This is a genomic window from Pseudomonas sp. CCI3.1 (genome assembly GCF_034313985.1).
GTDB lineage: Bacteria > Pseudomonadota > Gammaproteobacteria > Pseudomonadales > Pseudomonadaceae > Aquipseudomonas > Aquipseudomonas psychrophila.
Genome location: NZ_JAVIWO010000001.1, coordinates 2,077,689 through 2,091,686, shown reverse-complemented (window position 1 = coordinate 2,091,686; position 13,998 = coordinate 2,077,689). Strand labels below are relative to the sequence as shown.

14 protein-coding genes are annotated in these 13,998 nt (G+C 58.6%); 11 read left to right on the top strand and 3 right to left on the bottom strand.

The window, feature by feature from the left end; all coding sequences use genetic code 11:
* Nucleotides 1–32: 32 nt before the first annotated feature.
* The 4 genes from rnc to pdxJ all read left to right on the top strand — a co-directional run bounded on the left by rnc (nucleotide 33) and on the right by pdxJ (nucleotide 3,243).
* The gene (gene rnc / locus RGV06_RS09570; RefSeq protein WP_019822045.1) at nucleotides 33–722 is read left to right on the top strand and encodes a ribonuclease III; all 690 of its coding nucleotides are present in this window, start codon (nucleotides 33–35) and stop codon (nucleotides 720–722) included.
* Nucleotides 715–1,617: a GTPase Era gene (era, locus tag RGV06_RS09565; RefSeq protein WP_019822047.1), complete on the top strand. Its 903-nt coding sequence runs from the start codon at nucleotides 715–717 to the stop codon at nucleotides 1,615–1,617. The genes rnc and era overlap by 8 nt, the downstream gene beginning before the upstream one ends.
* Nucleotides 1,618–1,759: 142 nt before the next feature.
* Complete coding sequence (recO, locus tag RGV06_RS09560; protein ID WP_046810056.1) at nucleotides 1,760–2,449, top strand: DNA repair protein RecO; 690 nt, start codon at nucleotides 1,760–1,762, stop codon at nucleotides 2,447–2,449.
* 50 nt (nucleotides 2,450–2,499) lie between these two features.
* A complete protein-coding gene (gene pdxJ / locus RGV06_RS09555) occupies nucleotides 2,500–3,243 on the top strand; it encodes a pyridoxine 5'-phosphate synthase (RefSeq protein ID WP_019822049.1) in 744 nt (247 codons plus the stop codon).
* Nucleotides 3,244–3,336: 93 nt separating this feature from the next.
* Here pdxJ and mltF read toward each other — a convergent pair whose 3' ends face one another.
* On the bottom strand, nucleotides 3,337–4,794 hold the full coding sequence (gene mltF, locus RGV06_RS09550) for a membrane-bound lytic murein transglycosylase MltF (RefSeq protein WP_198821875.1): 1,458 nt from the start codon (nucleotides 4,792–4,794) through the stop codon (nucleotides 3,337–3,339).
* Nucleotides 4,795–5,079: 285 nt separating this feature from the next.
* Here mltF and purL point away from each other — a divergent pair, with 285 nt between their 5' ends.
* Nucleotides 5,080–8,976, top strand: a complete 3,897-nt coding sequence (gene purL / locus RGV06_RS09545; RefSeq protein WP_322149880.1) for a phosphoribosylformylglycinamidine synthase — start codon at nucleotides 5,080–5,082, stop codon at nucleotides 8,974–8,976.
* A gap of 20 nt (nucleotides 8,977–8,996) precedes the next feature.
* The gene (locus RGV06_RS09540; protein WP_046809614.1) at nucleotides 8,997–9,308 is read left to right on the top strand and encodes a YqfO family protein; all 312 of its coding nucleotides are present in this window, start codon (nucleotides 8,997–8,999) and stop codon (nucleotides 9,306–9,308) included.
* A gap of 70 nt (nucleotides 9,309–9,378) precedes the next feature.
* Here the strand turns inward: RGV06_RS09540 and RGV06_RS09535 are convergent, their stop codons facing one another.
* Together RGV06_RS09535 and RGV06_RS09530 are read right to left on the bottom strand one after the other, a co-directional pair.
* Nucleotides 9,379–9,945 carry a L,D-transpeptidase family protein gene (locus tag RGV06_RS09535; protein ID WP_019822056.1) on the bottom strand — a complete coding sequence of 189 codons (567 nt, stop codon included), beginning with the start codon at nucleotides 9,943–9,945 and terminating at the stop codon, nucleotides 9,379–9,381.
* Nucleotides 9,946–9,980: 35 nt separating this feature from the next.
* Nucleotides 9,981–10,538, bottom strand: a complete 558-nt coding sequence (locus RGV06_RS09530; protein ID WP_046809613.1) for an NUDIX hydrolase — start codon at nucleotides 10,536–10,538, stop codon at nucleotides 9,981–9,983.
* Nucleotides 10,539–10,684: 146 nt separating this feature from the next.
* Here RGV06_RS09530 and RGV06_RS09525 point away from each other — a divergent pair, with 146 nt between their 5' ends.
* The 5 genes from RGV06_RS09525 (at nucleotide 10,685) to purT (ending at nucleotide 13,889) form a co-directional block, all read left to right on the top strand.
* Entirely contained in the window at nucleotides 10,685–11,287 is a 603-nt protein-coding gene (locus RGV06_RS09525; RefSeq protein ID WP_019822060.1) for a CoA pyrophosphatase, read from the top strand.
* Nucleotides 11,288–11,328: 41 nt separating this feature from the next.
* Nucleotides 11,329–11,853 carry a gamma carbonic anhydrase family protein gene (locus RGV06_RS09520; RefSeq protein WP_019822062.1) on the top strand — a complete coding sequence of 175 codons (525 nt, stop codon included), beginning with the start codon at nucleotides 11,329–11,331 and terminating at the stop codon, nucleotides 11,851–11,853.
* Nucleotides 11,850–12,047 carry a DUF1289 domain-containing protein gene (locus tag RGV06_RS09515; RefSeq protein ID WP_322149876.1) on the top strand — a complete coding sequence of 66 codons (198 nt, stop codon included), beginning with the start codon at nucleotides 11,850–11,852 and terminating at the stop codon, nucleotides 12,045–12,047. Before RGV06_RS09520 ends, RGV06_RS09515 begins: the two co-directional genes overlap by 4 nt.
* Nucleotides 12,048–12,162: 115 nt before the next feature.
* Nucleotides 12,163–12,624 carry a VUT family protein gene (locus tag RGV06_RS09510; RefSeq protein ID WP_019822065.1) on the top strand — a complete coding sequence of 154 codons (462 nt, stop codon included), beginning with the start codon at nucleotides 12,163–12,165 and terminating at the stop codon, nucleotides 12,622–12,624.
* An 83-nt stretch (nucleotides 12,625–12,707) separates the two neighbouring features.
* Nucleotides 12,708–13,889: a formate-dependent phosphoribosylglycinamide formyltransferase gene (gene purT, locus RGV06_RS09505; protein WP_019822067.1), complete on the top strand. Its 1,182-nt coding sequence runs from the start codon at nucleotides 12,708–12,710 to the stop codon at nucleotides 13,887–13,889.
* The last annotated feature ends 109 nt before the right edge of the window (nucleotides 13,890–13,998 follow it).

Sequence of the window (13,998 nt, the reverse complement as noted above, 5' to 3'; positions counted from 1 at the left end):
ACATTCGGCCACGAACTCAGCGTGGGTAAATCGTGAGTTTTTCTTTAGAACGTTTAGAGCGTCAGCTCGGCTACACCTTCAAAGACCAGGAACTGATGGTTCTGGCCCTGACACACCGCAGTTTCGCGGGGCGCAATAACGAGCGCCTTGAGTTCCTGGGTGATGCCATTCTCAATTTTGTTGCCGGTGAAGCCTTATTCGATCGCTTCCCGTTGGCCCGTGAAGGCCAGTTGTCGCGCCTGCGCGCACGCTTGGTAAAAGGTGAAACCCTGGCCGTACTGGCCCGTGGTTTTGAGCTGGGCGAGTACCTGCGCCTGGGTTCGGGGGAGCTCAAAAGCGGTGGTTTTCGCCGCGAATCGATCCTGGCTGATGCCCTTGAAGCGCTGATTGGCGCCATCTACCTGGATGCGGGCATGGATGCCGCCCGCGACCGCGTATTGGCATGGCTTGCCAGCGAATTCGAGACGTTGACCCTCGTTGACACCAATAAAGATCCAAAAACCCGCCTGCAAGAGTTCTTGCAGTCGCGTGCCTGCGATCTGCCACGCTACGAAGTGGTAGATATCCAAGGCGAACCGCATTGCCGCACGTTCTTCGTTGAGTGCGAAATTGCCCTATTGAATGAAAAAAGCCGAGGTCAGGGTGTGAGTCGCCGTATTGCCGAACAGGTAGCGGCCGCCGCAGCACTGATAGCCCTTGGCGTGGAGAATGGCCATGACTGATACAACTGCAACTCGCTGTGGCTACGTTGCCATTGTTGGTCGACCAAACGTGGGTAAATCCACACTGCTGAACCACATTCTGGGTCAAAAGCTGGCGATCACCTCGCGCAAGCCGCAGACCACCCGCCACAACATGCTGGGCATCAAGACCGAAGGCAACGTGCAAGCGGTCTACGTTGATACCCCGGGCATGCACAAGGGCGGCGAAAAGGCCCTTAACCGCTACATGAACAAAACCGCTTCGGCGGCGTTGAAAGACGTCGACGTTGTGATCTTCGTTGTCGACCGCACCAAGTGGACCGACGAAGATCAAATGGTCTTGGAGCGTGTGCAGTATGTGACCGGCCCACTGATCGTCGCGCTGAACAAGACCGACCGTATCGAAGACAAGGCCGAGTTGATGCCGCACCTGAGCTGGCTTCAGGAGCAACTGCCGAACGCCCAGATCATTCCGATCTCCGCTCAGCACGGTCACAACCTCGAGGCTCTGGAGCGCGTGATCGCTGATCACTTGCCGGAAAACGATCACTTCTTCCCCGAAGATCAGATCACTGATCGCAGCAGCCGCTTCCTGGCTGCCGAACTGGTGCGCGAAAAAATCATGCGCCAGATGGGCGCCGAGCTGCCGTACCAGATCACCGTCGAAATCGAAGAGTTCAAGCAGCAGGGCAAAACCCTGCATATCCATGCCTTGATTCTGGTTGAACGTGACGGTCAGAAGAAGATCATCATTGGCGACAAGGGTGAGCGTATCAAGCGCATCGGCACCGAAGCGCGCAAGGACATGGAGCTGTTGTTCGACTCCAAGGTCATGCTTAACCTGTGGGTTAAAGTGAAAGGCGGCTGGTCCGACGACGAGCGTGCCCTGCGTTCCCTGGGCTACGGCGACCTGTAAATACAGCACTATCCCCGTGGGAGCGAGCGTGCTCGCGAAGGTCATTATCAATAGCGCATGATTACTGGATAATCGTTGCGCTTTTGAGGTCTTCGCGAGCAGGCTCGCTCCCACTGTGATTTTAGGCGCATACGAACACTCCATGTCCAGCAAAGCCCCCACAGCCCAACTCGCTTACGTTCTGCACAGTCGCCCCTATCGCGAAACCAGTGCTCTGGTGGATTTCATCACGCCACAGGGTCGTCTGCGGGCGGTGTTGCGCAGTGCGCGGGGCAAGGCGGGCACGTTGGCCAGGCCCTTTGTCCCGCTGGAAATCGAGTTTCGAGGGCGGGGCGAGTTGAAAAATGTCGGGCGCATGGAGAGCGCCGGTATTTCAACCTGGCTCAATGGCGAAGCCTTGTTCAGCGGTCTCTATCTCAACGAATTGCTGGTTCGGTTGCTGCCCGCCGAAGACCCTCACCCGGCGGTCTTCGATCACTATGCGGCAACGCTTTTAGCGTTGGCAGAAGGGCGCCCGCTGGAGCCTCTACTGCGGGCGTTCGAGTGGCGCTTGCTGGACGATTTGGGCTATGGCTTTTCGCTGACTCATGACATTCACGGCGAGCCGGTGGCCGTCGATGGCATGTACCGCTTGCAGGTAGATGCTGGGCTTGAGCGGATTTATCTGGTGCAGCCCGGACTGTTTCATGGCGCAGAACTGCACGGGATGGCCGAGGCTGACTGGACCGTTCCTGGCGCCTTGTCTGCTGCCAAGCGCCTGATGCGTCAGGCACTGGCCGTGCATTTGGCTGGCAAGCCCCTGGCCAGTCGCGAGTTGTTTCGCAAGCCCTGAATAGACCGGTATGCTGTGCGCCGAATCGTCAACTCTTCAGGAGAGCCCCAGTGACCCAAAGCAATCGCATTCTTCTCGGCGTGAACATCGACCACGTAGCCACGCTGCGTCAGGCTCGCGGCACGCGTTACCCTGACCCGGTCAAGGCTGCGCTGGACGCCGAAGAGGCGGGCGCCGACGGTATCACCGTGCATCTGCGTGAAGACCGTCGGCACATTCAAGAGCGTGATGTATTGCTGCTCAAGGATGTGCTGCAAACGCGCATGAACTTCGAAATGGGCGTGACTGAAGAAATGATGGTGTTTGCCGAGCGCATTCGCCCGGCTCACATCTGCCTGGTGCCTGAAACCCGTCAGGAATTGACCACTGAAGGCGGTCTGGATGTTGCCGGGCAAGAGGCGCGGATCAAGGCCGCTGTCGAGCGTCTGGCTAAAATCGGTTGTGAAGTGTCGTTGTTCATCGATGCCGACGAGCGTCAGATTGAAGCCTCAAGGCGCGTAGGCGCACCTGCTATCGAACTGCACACCGGCCGCTATGCTGACGCGCAAACCCCTACCGAAGTAGCTGAGGAGTTGCAGCGTGTGGCTGAGGGTGTGGCGTTTGGTCTGGCTCAGGGGCTGATCGTCAATGCCGGCCATGGCTTGCACTACCACAACGTGGAGGCGGTAGCGGCAATCAAGGGGATCAACGAGTTGAACATTGGCCATGCGCTGGTGGCGCATGCGTTGTTCGTGGGCTTCAAATCGGCTGTGGCCGAGATGAAAGCACTGATTGTGGCAGCGGCGAAGGTTTAAAAACGGCTACAGAGATCATTCGTGGGAGAGAGCCTGCTCGCGAAAATCACTCGCGAGCAGGCTCGCTCCCACAGAAGGTCTACAGGCTGCGCTCTACAGCTGTGGCTCTTCCTTGGGCTTGGTCTTGTCGATGCCGGGGATGTGCAGCTTGCTGTCAGCCGCCTGATCGCCTTCAAGTTGCGGTTGTGTGGCCCATGTCAGGATGTCGTAGTAACGACGGATGTTGGCCACAAAGTGCACCGGCTCACCGCCTCGGGCGTAGCCATAGCGGGTTTTGCTGTACCACTGCTTCTGCGCAAGGCGAGGCAGCATTTTCTTGACGTCCAGCCACTTGTTCGGGTTCAGGCCTTCTTTCTTGGCCAGTTTGCGTGCGTCTTCCAGATGTCCGCCGCCAACGTTATAAGCGGCCAGCGCAAACCAGGTGCGATCAGGCTCCTCGATATCACTGTCTAGTTCGCTCTTGATCAGCGCGATGTATTTTGCCCCGCCCATGATGCTCTGCTTGGCATCCAGGCGGTTGGAGACGCCCATCGCCTGAGCGGTGTTCTGGGTCAGCATCATCAGGCCGCGAACGCCTGTCTTGGACGTTACCGTGGGCTGCCACAGGGATTCCTGGTAGCCCATGGCTGCGAGCAGCCGCCAGTCGATCTGTTCTTTTTTGGCCGCGTCCTTGAAGAACTTTTCATACTTGGGCAGGCGCTGCTGCAGGTGCTGGGCGAAGGTGTAGGCACCGACGTAGCCAAGCACATCCACGTGACCGTAATAACGGTCTTTGAGGCGTTGCAGGGTGCCGTTTTTCTCGACCTTGTCCAGGTACGCGTTGATCTCGTTGAGCAGGCTGTTGTCTTCACCGGCGGCGACCGCCCAGCGCTGGCTGCGTGCGTCGCCCAGATCAAATGCCACGCGGGCGTTGGGGAAGTACACCTGATTCATGGCCACTTCGTTGGAGTCGACGAGTGTGAGGTCGATCTGCCCTTCATCGACCATGCGCAGCAAATCAACGACTTCAACTGCGTCGGATTCGTCATATTCAATCCCGGGGTATTGCTTCTTGAGTTCGGCAAGCTGCTCGGCGTGGGAGCTGCCTTTAAGCACGGTGATGCGTTTGCCAACCAGATCTGCGGGAGAGGTCGGACGCGATTGCCCGTTGCGATAGATGATCTGCGGAGTGACTTCGAGGTACGGGTGAGAGAACTTGGCTTGTTGCAGGCGCTTCTCGCTGCTGACCAGACCGGCAGCAGCCAAAGCAGGGCCGTCAGGTTGGCTCAGCTGATTGAACATTTCGTCCAGGTTGTCAGCTGTTTCGATTTTAAGCTCTACCCCCAGATCGTCGGCAAAGCGCTTCACCAGCTCATATTCAAAGCCGGTTTCGCCATTGCGATCCTCGAAATAGGTCGCTGGGCTGTTACGGGTAATCACCCGCAGTACCCCGTCCTCCTTTACGCGCTCCAGGGTGCTGGGTTTTTCAACGCAGGCACCGAGCATCAGGAAGAGTCCGGTTGCGAAGAGCCATCTGGCGCAACGCTGGCGGAATACAGTTAGAGAAAACATCCGCGCAGTATACGCAAAGCTGTGCAGGTGCCATATCTCGACAATTTTTGATCATTCTGATATTGGCCGCAAAAAACCCTGAAACCCTTGTGGAATGGGGGTTTAGTCGCTGTCCAAAGATCAGAAAAGACCTTCTCTCACGCGGCTGATAGCTATAAAGAATAAGGGTTTGGTCGATTAGCGACGTTTGGTGTGCGTCAGGTGTACCGTTTCGGGTGCCGAGGCGAACGGTTTAGGCTAGAATGCCGGGCCTCAAAGCATACCCCTCCCGAGGCTGTCCCGAAGATGTTGATCCTGCGCGGCGCTCCTGCCCTTTCTGCCTTTCGCCACAGCAAACTCCTTGCACAACTGAGCCTTAAGGTTCCGGCTGTCACTGGTTTGTATGCTGAATTCGCCCACTTTGCCGAAACCACCGGTGAGCTGACCAGCGATGAACAGCAGGTACTGGCTCGTCTCCTGAAGTACGGTCCAAGTGTGCCGGTCCAAGAGCCGAGCGGCCGACTGTTCCTGGTGTTGCCGCGGTTTGGCACCATTTCCCCCTGGTCCAGCAAGGCCAGCGACATTGCCCGCAACTGTGGCCTGGCTAAAGTTCAGCGCCTGGAACGAGGCATTGCGTTCTATGTGGCTGGCCAGTTCAGCGACGCTGATGCCGAACTGATTGGTGCTGCACTGCATGACCGCATGACGCAAATCGTGCTGGGCAACCTCGAACAGGCCAGCGGTCTGTTCAGCCACGCCGAGCCCAAGCCGCTGACGGCGATTGACGTGCTGGGTGGCGGTCGCGCCGCACTGGAAAAAGCCAACGTCGAGTTGGGTCTGGCACTGGCTGAAGACGAAATCGACTATCTGGTCAATGCCTTCAACGGTTTGGGTCGCAATCCGCACGACATCGAACTGATGATGTTTGCCCAGGCCAACTCCGAGCATTGCCGCCACAAGATCTTCAACGCCAGTTGGGATATTGACGGCCAGAGCCAGGACAAAAGCCTGTTTGGCATGATCAAGAACACCTACGTGATGCACAGCGAAGGCGTTCTGTCTGCTTATAAGGACAACGCTTCGGTCATCGTGGGCAGTGTTGCCGGGCGTTTCTTCCCGGACCCTGAAACCCGCCAGTACGGCGCGGTGCAGGAGCCTGTTCACATCCTGATGAAGGTCGAAACGCACAACCACCCAACCGCAATCGCCCCGTTCCCGGGTGCTGCGACCGGTTCCGGTGGCGAGATTCGTGACGAAGGCGCAACCGGTCGCGGTGCCAAGCCCAAGGCTGGCCTGACCGGCTTTACCGTATCCAACCTGCAGATCCCAGGCTTTGTACAGCCGTGGGAAGTGCCGTACGGCAAGCCTGAGCGCATCGTGACCGCGCTGGACATCATGATCGAAGGCCCTCTGGGCGGTGCTGCGTTCAACAACGAATTCGGTCGTCCGGCCCTGACCGGTTACTTCCGTACCTTCGAGCAGTCCATCACGACTCCCCGCGGCGAAGAAGTCCGTGGTTACCACAAGCCCATCATGCTGGCTGGCGGCATGGGCAACATCCGCGCCGAACACGTACAGAAAGCCGAAATCACGGTTGGCTCCAAGCTGATCGTGCTCGGTGGCCCGGCGATGTTGATCGGCCTGGGCGGCGGCGCGGCTTCCTCGATGGCCACCGGCGCAAGCTCGGCTGACCTGGACTTCGCTTCGGTTCAGCGCGAAAACCCGGAAATGGAACGTCGTTGCCAGGAAGTGATCGACCGTTGCTGGCAGCTGGGTGACAAAAACCCGATCAGCTTCATCCACGACGTGGGTGCGGGCGGTCTGTCCAACGCTTTCCCCGAGTTGGTGAACGACGGTGAGCGTGGCGGTCGTTTTGAACTGCGCAATATTCCAAACGACGAGCCGGGCATGGCCCCGCACGAAATCTGGAGCAACGAATCCCAGGAACGTTACGTGCTGGCCGTGGGCGTCGAAGATTTCGACCGCTTCCAGGCGATTTGCGAACGCGAGCGTTGCCCGTTTGCCGTCGTCGGCGAAGCCACTGCCGAGCCGCAACTGACCGTCACCGACAGCCACTTCGGTAACAACCCGGTGGACATGCCACTGGAAGTGTTGCTGGGCAAGGCGCCGCGCATGCACCGTTCAGCAGTGCGTGAAGCAGAGCTGGGCGATGATTTCGACCCGGCAGCGCTGAACATCGGCGAATGTGTTGAACGCGTTCTGCATCACCCGGCTGTTGCGAGCAAGAGCTTCCTGATCACCATCGGCGACCGTACCATCACCGGCCTGGTTGCTCGCGACCAGATGGTGGGTCCGTGGCAGGTGCCTGTGGCTGACGTTGCCGTCACCGCCACCAGCTTCGACGTCTACACCGGTGAAGCCATGGCCATGGGCGAACGTACTCCGCTGGCACTGCTGGATGCCCCGGCATCGGGCCGCATGGCCATCGGTGAAACCCTGACCAACATCGCGGCTTCGCGTATTGGCAAGATCAGTGACATCAAGCTGTCTGCCAACTGGATGTCCGCTGCTGGTCACCCGGGTGAAGATGCCCGCCTGTACGACACCGTGAAAGCAGTCGGCATGGAGCTGTGCCCTGAGCTGGGCATCACCATTCCAGTGGGCAAAGACTCGATGTCGATGCAAACCCGCTGGAACGAAGACGGCACAGACAAGACGGTTACCTCGCCGCTGTCGCTGGTGGTGACCGGTTTTGCTCCGGTGCTGGATGTTCGCCAGACCCTTACCCCCGTACTGCGTATGGACAAGGGCCTGACCGATCTGGTCCTGATCGATCTGGGTCGCGGCCAAAACCGTATGGGTGCCTCGATCCTGGCTCAAACCTACGGCAAGCTGGGTAAACAGGCTCCCGACGTTGATGACGCAGAAGACCTCAAGGCTTTCTTCGCCGTGATCCAGGGCTTGAATGCCGACGGCCATCTGCTGGCTTACCACGACCGTTCCGACGGTGGTTTGCTGACCAGCGTGATGGAAATGGCGTTTGCCGGTCACTGTGGTGTCAACCTGGTACTCGACGGCCTGGCTGAAACTGCCGCTGACATTCCTGCGATCCTGTTCAACGAAGAGTTGGGTGCGGTAATCCAGGTTCGTCAGGATTCCATGCCAGACATCCTTGCCCAGTTCAGCGCTGCCGGTTTGGGCGACTGCGTGTCGGTTATTGGCCAGCCGCGCAACTGTGACGATGTAAGCATCGAGTTCAATGGCGAGACCGTGTTTGAAGGTCAGCGCCGTCTGCTGCAACGTCAGTGGGCTGAAACCAGCTACCAGATCCAGCGTATGCGTGACAACGCCGAGTGCGCCGAGCAAGAGTTCGCCGTGTTGATGGAAGAAGACAATCCGGGCCTGAGCGTCAAGCTGAGCTTTGATGTCAACGAGAACATCAGCGCGCCGTACATCAAGAAAGGCATCCGCCCTCAAGTGGCTGTTCTGCGTGAGCAGGGTGTAAACGGTCAGGTTGAAATGGCGGCGGCGTTTGATCGCGCTGGCTTCAACGCAATCGACGTCCACATGAGCGACATTCTGGCCGGCCGTGTCGACCTGAACGAGTTCAAGGGTCTGGTTGCCTGCGGTGGTTTCTCCTACGGCGACGTGCTGGGTGCCGGTGAAGGCTGGGCCAAGTCGGCTCTGTTCAATGCCCGTGCCCGTGATGCGTTCCAGAGCTTCTTTGAGCGTACCGACAGCTTCTCTCTGGGCGTGTGCAACGGTTGCCAGATGATGTCCAACCTGAGCGAATTGATTCCGGGCAGCGAGCTTTGGCCGCATTTTGTGCGCAACCGCTCCGAGCAGTTCGAAGCCCGCGTGGCGATGGTACAAGTGCAGGAGTCGAACTCGATCTTCCTGCAGGGCATGGCCGGTTCGCGCATGCCAATCGCTATCGCTCACGGCGAAGGTCATGCCGAGTTCGCCAGCGAAGAAGCCATGTTGCAAGCGGATCTGTCCGGTTCAGTGGCACTGCGCTTCGTCGACAACCACGGCAAGGTCACTGAAAACTACCCGGCTAACCCGAACGGCTCGCCGCGCGGGATTACGGGTCTGACCAGCGCTGACGGTCGTGTAACGATCATGATGCCGCACCCGGAGCGTGTGTTCCGCGCTGTGCAGAACTCGTGGCGACCAGAAGAGTGGAACGAAGATGCGCCGTGGTTGCGCATGTTCCGTAACGCTCGTGCTTGGGTCAATTAAAGGCTGGGTCGATTAAAAGCATGTACAAGCTCAGCTTCTTCGTTCCCCCAAGCCACGTGGACGTGGTCAAAAATGCCGTATTCGCCGCCGGTGGCGGACGAATCGGCAATTATGACCACTGCGCCTGGCAGACCTTGGGCCAAGGCCAGTTTCGCGCGCTGGACGGCAGTCAGCCGTTTATCGGGCAGACCGGTCAGGTCGAGTATGTCGGGGAGTGGAAAGTTGAACTGGTCGTCGCCGATGATCTGATTCATGCCGTGGTGGCTGCGCTCAAGCACAGCCACCCGTATGAAACGCCCGCCTATGAAGTGTGGCAATTGGCAGATTTCTAACCTCTGGCCACATAAAAAACCCGCTGAACCGGTAACGGTCAGCGGGTTTTTTGTTATGCGTGGCGTGCGCTCAAGGGCGGATTTCAACCATCGTGCCGTCTTTGACCAGGTTCCAGACTTCGCGCATTTCGTAGTTCTTCATTGCGATGCAGCCATCGGTCCAGTCCAGGGTGTGGAACAGCTCTTCGGGGTTCTCTTCGCTGTCCGGGGTGCCGTGGATCATGATCATCGACCCCGGGTTTACACCTTCACGTCGGGCTGTGGCCGCGTCACTGATATTGGGGTAGTTGATGTGCATGGCGAGGTTGAACTTGTCGCTTTTTTTGCGCCAGTCGACCCAGTACAGCCCTTCAGGGGTGCGTTTGTCGCCCTCGCGCATTTTTGGCCCCTTGGGTTGTTTGCCCAATGAAATGCGGTAAGTCTTGATCGGTTTGCCATCGCTGATCAGTTGCAGCCTGCGGGCAGACTTGAGCACAAGGATCTTGTCGATGCTTTGCCCGGCGCGCAGAGGTTGTGCCGATGGGGTTGACTGGAGTACCTGATTTTTATCGACGGGTTTGCCGTTTACGGTTATGACAACAGAAGCTTGGCAGGTAACGGCAAACGAAAGGCAAAGAGCAGCGAGCAACCAACGCATTAGAGGGATATTCCTGAGGTGCAAGGCAAACAGCATTATTGTTGGGGTTTGATCAGGCTGGCCAAAGGCTCTACAGCCTCGCTGCGCACGGGGTAAGTGTTGCCCGGGCGGTCAGCGAAAAAGCATTCTAGGGTACGGCTGACCGTGCGGAAAGCCAGCTCTGACCAAGGGATGTCAGCTTCGTCAAAGAGTCGGACTTCAAGGCTCTCTTCCCCCGCTGAAAAATCGGGGCTTTGCAGCTCGGCGCGATAAAAAATGTGCACCTGATTAATGTGCGGTACGTCGATCAGGGTGTAGATATTCAGGTTTTGAACGGCGGCGCAGGCTTCTTCAAGGGTTTCGCGTCGGGCCGCGTGTTCGACCGTCTCGCCGTTTTCCATAAAGCCTGCGGGCAGCGTCCAGTAGCCTTTACGCGGCTCGATGGCGCGACGGCACAGCAGCACTTGCGTGCCCCAGGTCGGCAGGCAGCCGGCAACGATATTCGGGTTTTGATAGTGAATGGTCTGGCAGTGGTCGCACACATACCGCAAGCGTGAATCACCTTGGGGGATGTGTTGGCTGACGGAGTGGCCGCACTGGCTGCAAAATTTCATGCTGTGGTCTCTGGCTCTGGCGCCTATCTTGGGGGCTGATACGGCTTCGCGGCAAGTGCGATATGGCGGGCTGCGACACTGTGGGGCTTGGGTGCTCCGTACGATTTGGTGCATGATGCCCGATAAGTGACGGATCGAGATGACCTATGCTGGACGAGCTGCTTGGCCGTGTAAGCCGCTACACCCCCCGCACGCTGGAAACGGAACGGAATTTCCCGGAGGCTGCCGTGCTGTTGCCTGTGACGCGCAGTGCTGAGCCCGAACTGATTCTGACCCTGCGTGCCAGCGGACTGTCGACCCACGGCGGTGAAGTGGCTTTCCCCGGGGGACGTCGCGATCCAGAAGACCCGGACCTTGTGTTTACAGCCCTGCGTGAGGCCGAAGAAGAGATCGGCCTGCCACCCGGGCTGGTTGAAGTTATCGGGCCGCTCAGCCCCTTGATTTCGTTGCACGGCATCCGTGTAACGCCCTACGTGGGCGTGGTCCCGGACTATGTTGAATATTTGGCCAACGACGCCGAAATTGCGGCAGTCTTCAGCGTGCCGCTGGAGTTTTTTCGCCAGGACCCGCGTGAGCATACCCATCGCATTGATTATCAGGGGCGCAGTTGGTATGTGCCGAGCTATCGTTTCGGGGTTTATAAAATCTGGGGGCTCACGGCAATCATGATCGTTGAATTGATGAACCTGCTGTACGACGACTTCAATATCAACCTGCATACCCCGCCTGAACGTTCCATCCCCATATAGAGCTGTCAGCAGACAGCCACGCCTGCCTTGAGGACATCAGCATGAAATACAGCCTGGGCGACTCGCTCGTCGAAACCCATCCAGAGAGCTGGACGGCTCCCAATGCCACCCTGATCGGCAAGGTGCGGCTGGAGGAGGGTGCCAGTGTGTGGTTTAACGCGGTGTTGCGCGGTGATAACGAGCTGATCCTGATTGGCAAACACAGCAACGTGCAAGACGGCGCGGTGATGCATACCGACATGGGGTATCCGCTGACGCTGGGCACGGGCGTGACCATTGGCCATAACGCCATGCTCCATGGCTGCACGGTGGGCGACTACAGCCTGATCGGGATCAATGCGGTCATCCTCAATGGGGCCAGAATCGGCAAGCACTGCATCATTGGCGCCAACTCGCTGATTGGCGAAGGCAAGGAAATCCCGGACGGTTCGCTGGTCATGGGGTCGCCGGGCAAGGTGGTGCGTGACCTGACCGACGAACAGAAAAAGCTGCTGGAGGCCAGTGCAGCGCACTACGTGAAGAACGGTCAGCGTTATGCCCGTGATTTAAAGGTGCAGGAGCAATGAGTGAGGTGGAGCGCCCGGTCGCCTCTCCCTGTGTGAACATTTGCGCATTGGATGACGACGATGTGTGCAGTGGTTGCCAGCGCACCGTGGCTGAAATCACCCGTTGGAGCCGCATGACCAATCCTGAGCGTCGTGAGGTGCTAGCGCTGTGCCATGATCGGGCCAAGTCCAGTGGCCTGTTGTGGATGTCTTAAAAGCGACCTCACCCTAACCCTCTCCCTCCGCGAGAGGGCTGGGGTGAGGGGCTCTTGGCCGAACGCACGGCCTCAAGTACCCTGTGCGCCTTATTCAGAGGTGTCGCCCGCTCCCATGCTGTTTCTTATCGCTTATATCGCCAGCGTCGTGCTGATCAACTTCGCGTTCTCAACGGCGCCGCACCTGGACATTATCTGGTCGGCCTGGGGCGGGTTGGTGTTTGTATTGCGCGATATGGTGCAAACCCGTTTTGGCCACGGTGCGTTGTTGGCCATGCTCGCGGCACTGGTGTTGTCATACATTACTTCTGATCCCTCGATTGCCCTGGCCAGCGCCACCGCGTTCGCCGTCTCCGAATGCATCGACTGGCTGGTGTTCAGCATCACCAAGCGGCCCTTGCATGACCGTTTGTGGATCAGCTCTGCGCTGAGTATCCCGATTGATACCTTTATCTTTTTCGGCATGATCGATGCGTTTACTCCGGGCGTGATCCTGATCGCCATGGCGTCGAAATTCGCCGGTGTCACCTGTGTATGGCTGGCAATGGCCTGGCGATTGCGCAAAGCCGCTGTGTAGTCATGTAAAATGCCGGCCTTTCTCCCCCTGCAGGCGCAGGTTTTGTGCGCGCCTTCGATGATTTGTTTCCTTGAGGACCTGAAATGACCCGTATCGGAACCCCACTGTCGCCGACCGCGACCCGCGTATTGCTGTGTGGCTGCGGCGAGCTGGGCAAAGAAGTTGTCATCGAATTGCAGCGTCTGGGGGTCGAAGTGATTGCCGTCGATCGCTATGCCAATGCACCCGCCATGCAGGTTGCCCATCGCAGCCACGTCATCAACATGCTTGATGGCGCTGCCTTGCGTGCAGTGATCGAAGCAGAAAAGCCGCACTTCATCGTTCCTGAAATCGAAGCCATTGCCACCGCGACCCTGGTTGAGCTGGAAGCCGAAGGCTTTACCGTCATTCCGACCGCCCGCGCCACTTCGCTGACCATGAACCGCGAAGGCATTCGACGTCTGGCGGCAGAAGAACTGGACCTGCCAACCTCGCCGTATCACTTTGCCGATACCTTCGAAGATTACAGCGCCGCCGTACTGGATCTGGGCTTCCCGTGTGTGGTCAAGCCGGTGATGAGCTCGTCGGGCAAGGGCCAGAGCCTGCTGCGCAGCGCTGATGATGTGAAGGCAGCCTGGGACTACGCACAAGAAGGCGGTCGTGCGGGCAAGGGGCGGGTCATTGTCGAAGGCTTTATCGACTTCGACTACGAAATCACCCTGCTGACCGTACGCCACATCGGTGGCACCACGTTCTGCGCGCCGGTTGGTCACCGTCAGGAGAAGGGCGACTACCAGGAGTCCTGGCAGCCGCAGGCCATGAGCCCGATTGCTCTGGCCGAGTCCGAGCGTGTTGCCAAAGCCGTGACCGAGGCGCTGGGCGGCCGCGGTCTGTTTGGCGTTGAGCTGTTCATTAAAGGCGATCAGGTGTGGTTCAGCGAAGTCTCGCCGCGCCCCCATGACACTGGTCTGGTAACGCTGATCTCTCAGGATTTGTCGCAGTTCGCGCTGCACGCGCGGGCGATTCTCGGTTTGCCGATTCCGCTCATCCGTCAGTTCGGGCCTTCGGCCTCTGCGGTGATTTTGGTGGAAGGGCAGTCCACCCAGACCGCGTTCTCCAACCTGGGTGCGGCCTTGAGCGAGCCGGATACGGCCTTGCGCCTGTTCGGCAAGCCAGAGGTCAATGGTCAGCGCCGCATGGGCGTGGCCCTGGCGCGGGATGAGTCGATTGAAGCTGCACGCGCCAAGGCGACCCGTTCAGCCAAGGCCGTAGTGGTCGAGCTGTAATAACACCTTGTAGGAGCGGGCTTGCTCGCGATTGCAGCGCCTCGGTACATCCGATGCTCCGAGTTGTCTGAGTCGCGAGCAAGCCCGCTCCCACAGGTTGAGTGTTTCT

What these genes read in the sequence shown, in the direction of transcription:
- era (WP_019822047.1), top strand. Translation starts at nt 715, where the DNA reads ATGACTGATACAACTGCAACTCGCTGTGGCTACGTTGCCATTGTTGGT.
- purT (WP_019822067.1), top strand. Translation starts at nt 12,708, where the DNA reads ATGACCCGTATCGGAACCCCACTGTCGCCGACCGCGACCCGCGTATTG.
- RGV06_RS09520 (WP_019822062.1), top strand. Translation starts at nt 11,329, where the DNA reads ATGAAATACAGCCTGGGCGACTCGCTCGTCGAAACCCATCCAGAGAGC.
- purL (WP_322149880.1), top strand. Translation starts at nt 5,080, where the DNA reads ATGTTGATCCTGCGCGGCGCTCCTGCCCTTTCTGCCTTTCGCCACAGC.
- RGV06_RS09540 (WP_046809614.1), top strand. Translation starts at nt 8,997, where the DNA reads ATGTACAAGCTCAGCTTCTTCGTTCCCCCAAGCCACGTGGACGTGGTC.
- recO (WP_046810056.1), top strand. Translation starts at nt 1,760, where the DNA reads ATGTCCAGCAAAGCCCCCACAGCCCAACTCGCTTACGTTCTGCACAGT.
- RGV06_RS09530 (WP_046809613.1), bottom strand. Translation starts at nt 10,538, where the DNA reads ATGAAATTTTGCAGCCAGTGCGGCCACTCCGTCAGCCAACACATCCCC.
- RGV06_RS09525 (WP_019822060.1), top strand. Translation starts at nt 10,685, where the DNA reads ATGCTGGACGAGCTGCTTGGCCGTGTAAGCCGCTACACCCCCCGCACG.
- RGV06_RS09515 (WP_322149876.1), top strand. Translation starts at nt 11,850, where the DNA reads ATGAGTGAGGTGGAGCGCCCGGTCGCCTCTCCCTGTGTGAACATTTGC.
- RGV06_RS09535 (WP_019822056.1), bottom strand. Translation starts at nt 9,945, where the DNA reads ATGCGTTGGTTGCTCGCTGCTCTTTGCCTTTCGTTTGCCGTTACCTGC.
- mltF (WP_198821875.1), bottom strand. Translation starts at nt 4,794, where the DNA reads ATGTTTTCTCTAACTGTATTCCGCCAGCGTTGCGCCAGATGGCTCTTC.
- RGV06_RS09510 (WP_019822065.1), top strand. Translation starts at nt 12,163, where the DNA reads ATGCTGTTTCTTATCGCTTATATCGCCAGCGTCGTGCTGATCAACTTC.